At 56.5% G+C, this 12,996-nt stretch carries 6 protein-coding genes; 5 read left to right on the plus strand and 1 reads right to left on the minus strand.

Features of this window, described 5'->3' with window-relative positions; all coding sequences use genetic code 11:
• Window positions 1-3: 3 nt before the first annotated feature.
• The 5 genes from RB_RS12425 to ribD all read left to right on the plus strand — a co-directional run bounded on the left by RB_RS12425 (window position 4) and on the right by ribD (window position 8,086).
• Window positions 4-396: a hypothetical protein gene (locus RB_RS12425; RefSeq protein ID WP_007328582.1), complete on the plus strand. Its 393-nt coding sequence runs from the start codon at window positions 4-6 to the stop codon at window positions 394-396.
• A complete protein-coding gene (locus tag RB_RS12430; protein WP_011120765.1) occupies window positions 393-3,617 on the plus strand; it encodes a M28 family peptidase in 3,225 nt (1,074 codons plus the stop codon). The genes RB_RS12425 and RB_RS12430 overlap by 4 nt, the downstream gene beginning before the upstream one ends.
• Window positions 3,614-4,531: a hypothetical protein gene (locus RB_RS12435; protein ID WP_011120766.1), complete on the plus strand. Its 918-nt coding sequence runs from the start codon at window positions 3,614-3,616 to the stop codon at window positions 4,529-4,531. Before RB_RS12430 ends, RB_RS12435 begins: the two co-directional genes overlap by 4 nt.
• A gap of 76 nt (window positions 4,532-4,607) precedes the next feature.
• Window positions 4,608-6,902 carry a tetratricopeptide repeat protein gene (locus RB_RS12440; RefSeq protein ID WP_007328585.1) on the plus strand — a complete coding sequence of 765 codons (2,295 nt, stop codon included), beginning with the start codon at window positions 4,608-4,610 and terminating at the stop codon, window positions 6,900-6,902.
• Complete coding sequence (ribD, locus tag RB_RS12445; RefSeq protein WP_164921938.1) at window positions 6,902-8,086, plus strand: bifunctional diaminohydroxyphosphoribosylaminopyrimidine deaminase/5-amino-6-(5-phosphoribosylamino)uracil reductase RibD; 1,185 nt, start codon at window positions 6,902-6,904, stop codon at window positions 8,084-8,086. Before RB_RS12440 ends, ribD begins: the two co-directional genes overlap by 1 nt.
• 17 nt (window positions 8,087-8,103) lie before the next feature.
• Here the strand turns inward: ribD and RB_RS12450 are convergent, their stop codons facing one another.
• Window positions 8,104-12,597 (minus strand): hypothetical protein, encoded by a 4,494-nt coding sequence (locus RB_RS12450; RefSeq protein WP_164921939.1) that lies wholly within the window; start codon window positions 12,595-12,597, stop codon window positions 8,104-8,106.
• Window positions 12,598-12,996 lie beyond the last annotated feature (399 nt).

Here is a 12,996-nt window from a genome sequence, read left to right on the forward strand (position 1 = left end):
CTCATGACCTCTTGGTGGCAACGACTTCAATCCAAGTGGGATGGGTGGTGTGGCGATCGCGAAATGGAGCAATCCATTCGTCGACACCTCAGTCAAAATGGGTACTTCGGCGCGACCGCAAAACTCAGCGGCGTGCGTTTGGTTGCGGTTCAGCGGCCCGGTTGGCAACAACTGTTCCGATTTGATGTTTGCGCCCGTGTTGATTTCCGAACCCCCGACGATCAACCGGATCCCGAACCGGTCTACCACAACCTGTACGGACTGGTTCACGAAGACATTCGTCACAACCGCAGCCAAGTCCGCGTGTTCGACACGCCCGAACAGCGCGTCGAACTGTTTCGTGATTGGAGTGAGGGGTTGATCTGTTTGCGGGGTGCGAAAGGACTGCTAAGTTGATTCAGAAGCGACGTCGTTCGCTTTCCTTCCTTTGCCGTCCCCGCACCATTTTCACTGCAAGCTCGATCGCCGCCATGTTTGATTCTCGCGATTCTTCGGTTTCGAAAACGCTTCTGGCGACGCCGTCGCCACTCCGGCTTCTCGCAGCATTCGCATTGCTATTGAGCGGAAGCGCGTTCGCGGTCGCTCAAGACGAATCTGACTTGCTATCCAACGTCCGTAAGCTGACGTTCGAAGGTCGACGAGCCGGCGAAGGCTACTTCAGTGCGGATGGAACCCGGATGGTGTTCCAAAGCGAACGAGATCCATCCAATCCGTTTTACCAAATCTATGTGTCCGATCTCGAAACAGGCGATATCCAACGTGTCTCGCCTGGCTTCGGAAAAACCACTTGCGGTTGGATTCATCCCAACGGCGAAAAAGTTTTGTTCGCCAGCACCCATGCTGACGCGAACTCAGAACGGTTGCAAAAGGAAGAACTCGACTTTCGTGCATCCGGCGAATCCCGACGCTATTCGTGGGACTATGACCCAAACTATGAACTGTACGCCGCTGAACTGGACCAAATCGAACCTGGCTCAACAAAGGGTTTGACGGCACTGACCAGTGCAATGGGCTACGACGCCGAAGGCAGCTACAGCCCGGATGGAAAACAAATTGTCTTCGCATCCAATCGTGCTGCCTATTCACGCGAATTGACCGAGAGAGAGCGAGAACAGTTCGAACGCGATCCCGCCTTCATGATTGATCTCTACATCATGAACGCGGATGGTTCGAACGTGAAACGATTGACCAACGAACCGGGCTACGACGGTGGTCCATTCTTCTCGCCCGATGGCCAACGGATTTGCTGGCGACGGTTCGCTCCCAACGGTGCCACCGCAGAAATCTTTACGATGAAAACGGATGGTTCCGATGTCCAACGATTGACCGAAATCAACGCGATGAGCTGGGCACCATTTTATCACCCCAGCGGAGAGTTCCTGGTCTTCACGACCAACAAACACGGATTCGCGAACTTTGAACTGTATCTCGTCCGTGCCGATGGCGAAGGTGAACCAGTACGATTGACCACCACAGAAGGCTTTGATGGTTTGCCCGTCTTCCTTCCCAATGGCAACCAACTGTCTTGGACAACAACTCGCGTTGTCGACAGCGACGGCAAGATCGTGATGGAAGATGGCGAACCAAAGAAAAGCACTTCGCAAATCTACTTGGCGGACTTTGATGTTGAGACCGCCCGCCGACGCTTGGGTTTGACCGAGTCGAGCGACAATAACTCGACAGATGAAGATGCTTCGCTGGCAAGATCGAACTTAACCGCCACCGCACCAGGGTTTCGTCCAGGCGATGTCATGCGACACGTCGACTATCTGACTCGTCCCGAACTTGGTGGTCGATTAACAGGAACCCCGGGTGAGAAGCGAGCGACCGCCTATGTTGCCGCTTACTTAGAAAGCCTCGGCTTTGTTCCCGCGGGGCAAAACGGAACGTTCTTTCATGACTTCGAATTCCCGGCAGGCTCAACGCTGGGCCCAGCCAACGAATTGACGATCACCACCTCATCGCCCGGTGGAGATTCCGCGACGACTGATGCGAAATTGACCGAGTCCTGGACGCCGCTTTCTTTTTCGCAAACCGGAGACATCGAATCGGGCGAAGTGGTTTTCGCCGGATATGGATTGCAAGTCCCCGGCGACGAAGAGAACGATGAATATGACAGCTACGTTCACCTGAACGTCGCTGACCGCTGGGTTCTCGTGCTGCGAGACTTGCCTCAAGACATCTCAGCCGAGCAACGTCAACGGATGGCACGCTATGGCGACCCTCGGCGAAAAGCCACCATCGCCCGTGATTTGGGCGCCCGCGGAATCATCTTCGTTGCTGGCCCGACTAGCCAAGTGAAACGCGATGTGATTCGCTTCGACGCCAACGCATCCCAGGCACAAGTCAGCTTGGCAGCCATTTCAATCAGCAACGAAGTCGCATCCAAGCTGGTTCGCGCCGGCGGGCACGATTTGAAAGAACTGCAATCGCATCTTGACGATGGGAAGATGGCGATGGGAATTCCCATGTCGGGCATCACCGTCGAAGCGTCAATCGAAATCAATCGCCGTACCGGCACTGGCCGAAACGTCATCGCCCGTTTGCCTGTTGATTCAGAAGCGAACTCCACCGACGACGTGCAATTCCCGGTCGTGATGGTGGGTGCCCACATCGATCACCTCGGTCGCGGCGGAGGCAGCAACTCACTGGCGCGATCGGACGAGGAAAACCAGGTTCACGTTGGTGCTGATGATAACGCCAGCGGAGTCGCGGCCATGCTGGAAATCGCTCAGTATCTTGTCGATCAAAGGAATTCCGGTCGCTTGAAAATGAAACGAGACCTGATGGTTGCGGCGTGGAGCGGTGAGGAACTTGGGCTGTTTGGATCACAAGCGTTTGTCGACGACTTCAGCAAGCTGTACCCGGCCGCTCCGATTCAAGAACCTAGCGAAGATGACATCGCGATTGCTCACGCTCACGGGATGACACCCGATGCGGCATCACTCGGAGATGCTGTCGCAGTCTATTTGAACCTCGACATGGTCGGCCGACTGCGCGACAAGCTGATCGTGCAAGGGATTGGGTCCTCACCCGGTTTTGAAGGCGAAGTCCAACGCCGCAATGTGCCGGTTGGTGTCGCCTTGCAACTTGATCGAACCAGCACACGATTGCCAACCGATGCGTCGGCGTTTGTAGCTCGCAAGGTGCCGATTCTTTCTGGCTTCACAGGTGCCCACGAGGACTACCATACCCCTCGCGATACCCCCGACAAACTGAACTACGACGGCAACGCGGACATCGCGAATTTGTTTGGTCTGCTAACTCGCGGATTCTTGATGTCCAGCGATGTGCCAGAATTCAAACTCGACGAGGGTCAATCCACCGAGGAGGTTCCGCGAGCCCGTTTGACCGCTTACTTGGGCACCATTCCTGATTACGCGGCAGGTGAAGTCAAAGGTTTGAAGTTGAGTGGAGTCGCTTCGGGGGGGCCGGCCGAAACCGCCGGCGTTCGCGGCGGAGACGTGATTGTGAAGTTGGCCTCACAAAAGATCGAAGACATCTACGACTATACTTATGCAATCGAAGCGTTGAAGATCGGCGAAACGGTTGAGATCGTTGTCAATCGAGAAGGCCAAGACGTCACGTTGTCTATCACCCCCGGGTCACGAGATTGATCGCACTGAATCAGACCGCTTGGCGAAGGCTTTGCAAACTTTGCATTGCCGGTCTGATTCTGCATCTCGTTTGCAACCATCAAACGGTCATCGCCCAGGACGCTCCGCGATTTGACATCGTGGAGGGAATGATCGACGAAGACAAATTGATCGCGGAGCCGATCGCCATATCTTCGTTGCCCGCACCGAGCGAAGAAATTGCTGGGTTGCTTGAGGCGGGGCAGGTTCAATTCATTTCCGGCGGCCCGCGTCCATCGGAAACGTACGGTCTACGATCAACCGGTTTCATCAATCGAGAGTTCGATGCTGAAACGCGTTTCAATCTTTCTTATCACTTCGTCAGTCGTTGTCGGTGGTGGTGGAACGAGGAGGGCATCGTGGTTCGAGTTCGCTACCCCGAATTGAAACTCAAAGTCGACCACACGGTTTGGTTTCGCCGGCGACCCGATGATCTCAGCCAGTTCTGGAATCTGAAATTGGTTCAGCACGAGATGGACCACATCCGGCTATCGACCGACCCTCGCGTGCTCAACCGATTCGAGACCGCGGTTCGCAAGGACGAGAGCCTGCGGTTCAGTCGGTCCGAGATGCGATCGGTGCTCGGCGACGATGCCGTTCCCGAACGGAACAATGGCCCTAGTTCAAACCGTGGCCCTGATTCAAACAATCGAACGAGCCGAAACGACCGGTCACGAGGCTTATCAGCCGACCAAGTTCGAATGCTGATCAACCAGCGCGTTCGAGATCACTTTGACCGAACCGTTCAGCTGGTCGAGATTCGGTATCGAGAACTCGATCGCCAGACCGCCCACGGATCATTCCCCATTCCCGAGGATGGTCCGCTTCGCGGTTGGCTCGACCGGTCGGCGACCGACCCGACCGACGAACCCGCAGAGGATCCGCCCTCGCGATAGCGAGCGACGATCCACTTGCGTATGCATTGCGTCTGCCGTGGGAATTCGGTGATGCGCTGAAACGCTCGAAATTCGTTTGCCTGACAATCCGACGGCAGATCGCATCTTGGGACACATCGTTCCGCGTGGTAAGTTGCCAGCTTCACTCGCTCACTCGGCAGCCAAGCTGTCCGCACGCCTCCATTTATTGCGACTGTTTATGTCCATCGACACCTACTCGATATGCCCTTGCGGTAGCGGCAAGAAGATCAAGTTTTGCAAATGCAAGGATTCCGTACACGAATTGGATCGTGTGCTGAAGATGATCGATGGGGGCCAACTCGTCCCCGCTTTGGACCGATTGAGCACGATCCTGGAAGAACACCCCGACGCCGCTTGGGCTCTCGCCATTCGCGGCCGCTTGTTCATGGATTTGCGTGAATACACGTCCTTGGAAGAAAACGCGGACAGATTCCGTCGTCTCCAACCATCCAACCCGTTGGCACTCACGCAGAGTGCCGCCGCAGCCCTTTTCCGCCAGGATTTGTCAGCTGCGACCGAGCTGATGCTGGAAGCGTTGACCGAAAGCGGTCAAACCGTCGATTCCTTCGTCTTGGACGTCGCTTCGCTCCTTGCATACGCATTGGCTGGCAACGGAATCCTGCTGACTTCCCGCGTTTATGCCACGTTGGCATTGGTTTCCACCGGCTATGAAGACAGCCGGATGGCGGCCAACGTCCTCCAACAAATCAATGGCGACCCGTCGGTCAACCAACTTGCCAAAGCCGTTCCGAACCTCATTCCACCACCGGAAAACGCGGACTGGGTTGAACGCTACGACGAAGCTGCTTTGTTGCTATCCAATAACAAGGTTGCCCTCGCACAAACCAAATTTGAATCGCTCCAGCGCTCCGCTCCGCTTCAGCCAGCCATCCTGTCCGGACTGCTCAACTGTGCCATCTGGAGAGGCGACCACGCAACTCAGACCGAAACGCTGGTCAAGCTTTCGCAATGCGAAGAACTGAGCTTCGACGAGCGTGCTCGTTTCCTCGCGATGTCGCAAATGGCCAGCCCCGATGCCGATGGCCTGGCCGTCGATCACCTGGAACTCAGTGCTGACGTCGAATCGATCGACGAGTTCCAAATGGCGATGATCGCTAACCCTCGTTTTGAGGAATTGCCCGCTGACGCCTTGGAATCAGTCAAACGCGAAGGCGATGTCGCACCTCGCTCCGCTTTCCAAATCTTGGACAGCGACGTCCTTGGCGAAGGCGAAAAGCTGACTGCTGACAACATTCCAGTTGCCCTCGCCGCAGTGTTCCTGTTCGGCCGTGAAACCGACCGTTCCGCTCGCCTTCAAATCATCGGCTTGCCCGCGACCAAGCGAGCCCAGGTCGAAGAACTGATGCAGCAAGTCGCTCCCAACGTGGAGTGGGTCGAAGCGGAAGAGATCGGCAAACTGCCTCTGACGATGATCGCAACGCCTCAGATTGGTGGGATCCGTCCAGAAAACCAGTCCGAATTGGATGCAGTGGTCAAAGAGCTGATCAGCCAACGCGTTCCGGAAACACTGTCCACGACTCCGGTCAAAATGCTGGGTGGTGTGTCCTTGAAGGAAGCCGCCAGCGACGAAAGCAAGACTCTGCTTCGAGCTGCGATGATTCGCTACATCGAAGGCGAAGACAACTTGGTCGCTCGGGACGAAAATCTGATCAATCGCCTTTGCGAAATCGGCAACGTGCCGAAGATTGAACGCAAAAAAATCACCGGCGACGAACTTGAAGAGATCCCCGGCAGCGATTTGGATCGTATCGATCCATCGGAATTGGATCCTGAGAACCTGATTTACCTGATCCAGCGTGCTCAGCAAATATCCGCCACTTCAATCGGCCGCCGGGCATCACTCGCTCTGTTAGAAGCCGACACCGAATCGGTCGACGAAGGTCGCTTCATTGGCGCGAAGATCATCGCCTACTCGTTCCTGATGCAGCGTGCAACGGAATCCGACGTGGCGGTCGACTACTTGGACAAAGCCAAAGCTTACGCCGAGGAACACAAGCTCTCCGACGCGTCACTGTTGCTGGCGGAACTCGGACTGCGTTTGCGTCGTCAAGAGATCGACCTGTTCCAAAACACCGTTCAGGCGATTGTTCAGAAACACAGCGACAATCCCGAAGTCATGGGCCGGTTGCAACAAATCCTCGCTCAGCTCGGACTGATCAACCCCGACGGGTCGCCACGCCAAGCCCCCGGTATGGGGCCAGCCGCACAGGAACCCGCCGGCGGCGGACTTTGGACACCGGATGGCGACGGTGGTGGAGCGGCCCCCGCCGGACCAGCGGGTGGCGAGGCTTCTGGTGGAAGCAAGCTCTGGGTCCCCGGAATGGACTGATGCCAAGCGAGACCAACGCGGCCCCGAATGGTCATTCGGCGGTTGATGTCCGCTGGATGACCGAAGCCATCGAATTGGCATATCAGGGCCGAGGCAAGGTTGAACCGAACCCTCCGGTCGGCTGCGCGTTGGTCCGAGATTCGGTCTGCATCGGCAAAGGATACCACCAACGATTTGGGGGACCTCATGCTGAAGTCGAGGCCCTGTCGAGTTGCGATGACGCCACCGGAGCGACCGCGTACGTTTCGCTCGAGCCATGCTGTCACCATGGCAAAACGCCGCCCTGTGCGGATGCACTGATCCGAGCGAAAGTCGCTCGAGTCGTGGTATCGGTGGTTGATCCATTTGACCAAGTTGACGGTGGCGGAATTGAGAAACTTCGTGCCGCAGGCATTGAAGTCGTCACCGGCATCGCAAAGGAAGCCGGCGAGGAACTGCTCGCCGCGTATCTCAAACGCGTCCGCACTGGCATGCCCTGGGTCATCGCAAAATGGGCGATGAGTTTGGATGGGCGCATTGCAACGCAAACGGGCGAGAGCAAGTGGATCACCGGTCCAGCATCTCGCGGTGCCGTGCATGAACTACGTGCCAGCGTCGATGCCATCGCGGTGGGAATGGGGACAGTCATTGCGGACAATCCTTTGCTGACCGTTCGGCTGTCCGAGCTTGCAAAAGTTTCCGCGGCCAAGAGTACTCACACCGAGGATCGATCCAACCAATTGGTTCGGTTGGTTTATTCCCGCTCGCGATTGCCGGATCTGCAAAGCCAGCTTGTTCAGACCGCTTCGCAGACGCCCACCTGGCTTATCGCGGGACCACAGATTGCCAACGCGGATCTCGCACGACTGGCGGATCACGACGTCGAGACTTGGCAATGCGAATCCGCTGATCCAATCGAAATGGTTCAGCAGTCTCTGCTTTGGCTGGGCAGCAAAGACAACCCACGCGGTCTCGCAATGACCCACCTGATGGTTGAAGGCGGCAGCCAATTGCTCGGCAGCTTTGCCGCCGCGGATCAGATCGATGAGGTACACGCCTTCATCGCTGGCAAATGCATCGGCGGACGATCAGCCCCTGGGCCACTGGGTGACCCTGGGATCAAAGCCTTATCCGATGCGACGTCGCTGCGAATGAGCCGCGTGGACTCATTCGACAACGACGTGCGATTGATCTATCGCCGATAGGTTGGGCCGATTGCAACTCAGTTGCCAAATCCGCCGCCGCCTCCGCCGATTCCACCGCCAGCACCACCGCCGCCGCCGATTCCACCAGCTCCGCCTCCAGCAGCTCCACCACCGGCACCACCGCCAGCTCCGGTATCGCCAGAAACGAAGTTGAACGTCGTGACATCACTGATCTGAGAGAAGATCGGGGCCGGACTGATTCGAACATAACGTCGATCAGCAGAGATGATTGCCAACGTGGTCAACGAAGCACCTTCAGGCAAAGTAGTAATAACCGGCATATAACCAACTCCACCCTGCGGGTTGAATCCATTGATGCCATTCACTCCGCCGGTTCCGATCGCTCCGCCGGTTGCCCCTGGGATCAACGATGGATAATCGCTGAAGAATTCTTGCAGCAATTGGCGATTGTCACCCAGTGCATTGGCGGGTTGATTGTTCAAGCCACCACCGGCTGCCGGGCCGATGAATTGCCCCAACATTTCATGACCCACGTTGCGTCCGAAATCAGCCAGATGCTCCACTTGGGCATCGGCGAGCTTCTCTTTGCGTTGACCTTCTTTGACCTCAAAGATCACCAACGCGTTTTGTTCCATCAATGGAATGTCCTGACGAATGAACTTTTGCTCAGGACGTCCCACATCGGTCAAAATCTCAACGGTTACTTTGCCAGTCGAAACGTTGCCCCAGATACGACGCAGCAAGACGCGGTACTCACCTGAGAAACCTTTGGGGCACAAGTAAGTTTCCGAGACCTGTCCGGTGGCATCGTCGTTGGCACCTGGGTAAGCGTCGCCGAGCAAGGTACCGCCACTGGTGCTGTTAGGCGAATCCAATGAGCAAACCGTTCCCGATGGTTCTTCAACGGCCAAGTCAATATCAGCATCACCAGTCCAACTCACTCGTACGATCGCGTCATGAGATGCGGCACGACGCAGAGCTTCACTGAACTGCTTCGCTGACTCGTTGTCACCTTCGGCCAACAACTCTTGATGAGTTGCACGGGCCACCAAACGAGCTTCTTCGACCAAAGGTTGGAACTTATCGCTCCAAGCCAATCCCAGAACACCCTCGCAAGCCCAAGCCAGATCGGCAGGTTGATCCAAACGTTTTGCCAGCCGAAGCCCCATCACGTAAGGTTCGCGGCGGTCCACGTCGGCTGCCGAGATTTGACGGCATAGCTTCATCGCGGCGGAGAGCTGCCCCATGTCTTCCAATCGAGCAGCAACGTTCAGCAGATCTTCTGGCGTTTCAGCAAAGTCAGCAGCGGAAAGCAAAGCTCGTTCGACATCGGCATCGGGTGCATCAGTGGCGGCCAACGACAACGCATAGGCCTGGTACATCCAAGGCTGAATGTGTCCGGCCGAGATAGCACCTGCGATGACCGCACGAATCTCATTGAAATGATCCTTCGCGGCGGCTTTGTCGCCAGCTTCTTCTGCTGCCGATGCCTTCACGTTCAGATGCGACACGGTGGCACGAACTCGACGATCCAAGATCGTTAGGTCCCGAGCCGATTCAACTTTCCAGTTGGCGAAATGCTCGGACCAAACCTGATCCAACGACTTTCCTTCTGGAACTTCGAGACGAATCGCACGGTCGATGTTTTCGATCACTTCGCCATCGGAAGACTTCGGAGTGGTCGCAGCAGCAGACGAACTGGTTTTGGATCGGAGCGAGGCGTCATCAGGTACGACAAACATACCACCGCCGCCTCCCATTCCGCCCATACCGCCGCCGCCCATGCCACCGCCGCCCATGCCGCCACCCATGCCGCCGCCCATGCCGCCACCCATGCCGCCGCCCATGCCGCCGCCCATGCCGCCGCCGCCACCGAGGCTAACGATAGGCACGACCAAGTCACCGACGGGATAAACCTTCGTGACCAAGTTGTCTTCGGCTGCGGTCACGGTGGTGATGTTCAGAACTTCGTCCTTGATCATGTAAGTCAAGTTCTGATCACGGAGCATCAATCGCAGGAATGATCGAAGCGAAACGTTTTCCAGCGAGATGTTCACCGGAATGTCTTCGGACAAACCTTCACCTTCCAGACTGAAGACGTCGATTCGAATCGGGATCTGACGATCTTCACTGATGATTCGAATTGCATCATTCAACGGAGTGTCGGGAAATGAATAGGTGACTTCATCGGACAAACTCGCTTCGATGCGTTGTTCCGTTTCGCTGTCGCCAACCAACTCGATTGAACCGTATCGTTCGATACGACGACGGCTCAGGCGTTGCCAGGTCTCAGCTTCGGGGTAAACGATCGGTGGATCATCGACGAATGGAACCGCCGACTTCAGCACCAACGAGAATGCGTCCACGAAGTTACGTTGACGCAGTTCGCGATAACGACGGTCACGAGCATAGGTTTGCAACGCAAGTGTTTCGTCAGTCACGTGACGTCCGAGAACACTGTCATCGGTGATTGTGTCGCCAGCCAAGGCTGCCATTTCCAAAGAAACGCCACCATCGGCTTCGGTGTAGCGACCCTCGTCGATCAAAGCGTTCATCTGCGAAGACAATCGTTTCAAACGATCTTCACGTCGATAGGTTTCTTGCAGCAAACGAGCCGATGCGGTGGCACCTGCTGCGAGCTGTTCGAGGTTGGCTTCCTGTTCAAGGAAATCGGCTTCACGAGCGCTGGCAATCTGAATCGCCGAGCGAACTTGGCCGAGCAATTCACGACGCAGTTGCGGATCGATATCAGGCGTCGTCTCGACACGCGAAAGCAGGCTTTTCAGACTGCCGGCGACACCAACAGGGTCTTGGCGAATCAATCGACGTGCTTCACGCAACTGAGCGCGGACTTCGCCTCGCAAACGACCTTCTTCTCGTGAACGAAGTTGCTCGAAACGCCCCAACAAATCGCCACCGTCTTCTCGCAATTCATTGTCACCAACGACAGGCCCGAAGCCGCCATCGAACTGACCTCCGCCTCCCATGGCTGCGCCCGGATTTGCTGGAGCAGGATTCGCTGGTGCGACATCCGCGGGAGCACCGAAGACATCGTCGTTAGCACCAAAACCGGCGTCAGCAGCAGGAGCGGCATCGACTGCTGGTGCTGCGGGAGCCGGAGTTTCTGCAGCAGGTGCTTCTGCGGCAGGAGCGTCCATCGCTGGTGTATCATCAGCCGCCGCACCAAAGACATCGTCTCCATCGGTGGGCTCTGCGCCGAATGGGCTATCCGCAGCGGCATCACCACCGCCACCAAAGATGTCATCGAATGGGTTGTCATCACCGTTTTGCAAGATCAATCGCTTGCCTTCCGGGGTCGCCATCTTCAGGACCGCTTTTGCCTCCGCGTTATTCGGGTCGGCTTGCAATGCTTCTAGAGCAACCGCACGAGCACCTCGCATGTTGCCTTGTTGCATCGCCATCGTGGCAGCGTTAGCCAACGACTCTGCGCGGGCCGTCATCGCTTGAGCCGTTTGTCGCAGCATCGGCGAACCAGCGGTTGCCAACAACAATCCGCGAGCGGTTTTGTGCTCTTCGATCAGACCGGTTAGGAAAGCGAAGTCAAGGTTGTCCGACTCGACGCTCGAGTTGGCCTTGATTTGAATATCGCTGTTCAGCGTGCCACCGACCAAATTGATCGACACTTCTTCAACGGACGAATTCAGTTGTCCCAAATAGATCGAATCGCGATCCAATCGCAGAGGCGGCAAACGTTTGCCGTGAACCCAGTCGATGCTCGCGTCCGATTTGATTTCAGAAATCCAGATGGGCGACATCACGGCCGCGTCAGCGACCAAATCAGCGATCTCGGCTGGCGTTGCGTCGGTCCCCACGACCCCCAGAACACCACCGGTTTGATTTGCCAAGACGCCCATCATTTCCACGTTCTTCGTCGGCCCGATTGCGACCGAGTGAACGGCGATATGATCGTTTCGCAAAGCATCAATCAGATTCTCAAAACGCGAAAGGTTCTGAGCCGCATCAATCGAAGAGGCATCGCCGATATAAACGATCGAGCGAGTTCGTGATTCAGGACGACCGGTCAACGATGCCCGGACGGTATCCAAAACCGACACCAAGTTCGTGTTGCCCAGCGGCAAACGCGATGTCAGTTTCGCAGTCGCGGATGTCAAATCGCTGCCGCCGGGAGCAGCAAAACCACTGGTCAGCTCGTTCGCCTGCACGTCCGCGGCAAACAAAGCCACACGTACGTCACGCTCGCTGACCGAATCCAATGCGGCACGAACAGCTTTCAAAGCGTCTTCACGATACGCTCCCACTTGGCTGGCCGACGTATCGACGACGATGACAATGTCACCGGCGGACTGTCGTACCGCTCGAAGCATGGCATCCTCAGCACCCGGCTGGATCGAAGCTGCGATCGATTGACCGCCCTCGTCCGTGGTGTGAGCAACGACGCGAATGGTCGCTTCAGAGGAAACAGATTGGGATTCGGTCGCCGGCGGTGCTGCCGCCGATACCGCGGTCGCCATGACCGCCGACGTCAACAAGGCCGACAATTTGCAGCCAAAAGTGGAAAAGATCTTCATCGACAACTCAGAGAAGGAGTGGGGACCAGAGGAGAGATGCTGGGATGCGTCGGGTGGCAGGTTCATCGTAATTCTCGGCGAAAAGACGCGGGACGAGACAGCGAAAAGCCATGCGCGGACCACTCAGTCTATTTCTGGAAACTGCAATTTCCACGAAAAAACCGCTTCAAACGGCTGGTGACCCGCCAAGAATTCCGATTGTAGGGTGTAGCATTCTGCAACACTTGTTGCGAAACGCCGCAGCAGTCCGCCGCAATCGGGTTCTCAATGGCTTCGCAGGAATAGAAACGCGATTTCCGGGCCAAAATCAGGGGCGAAACAACCCGAGCAAGCGCGGTGAACAAGCCGGCTCTCTCACAACCGCAAGCTCTGCCCAGTCGCCTCAGCTCAACCCACTCT

It is taken from the genome of Rhodopirellula baltica SH 1 (assembly GCF_000196115.1).
In the GTDB taxonomy this organism is placed as follows: domain Bacteria; phylum Planctomycetota; class Planctomycetia; order Pirellulales; family Pirellulaceae; genus Rhodopirellula; species Rhodopirellula baltica.

What these genes read in the sequence shown, in the direction of transcription:
- RB_RS12450 (WP_164921939.1), bottom strand. Translation starts at nt 12,597, where the DNA reads ATGAAGATCTTTTCCACTTTTGGCTGCAAATTGTCGGCCTTGTTGACG.
- RB_RS12425 (WP_007328582.1), top strand. Translation starts at nt 4, where the DNA reads ATGACCTCTTGGTGGCAACGACTTCAATCCAAGTGGGATGGGTGGTGT.
- ribD (WP_164921938.1), top strand. Translation starts at nt 6,902, where the DNA reads ATGCCAAGCGAGACCAACGCGGCCCCGAATGGTCATTCGGCGGTTGAT.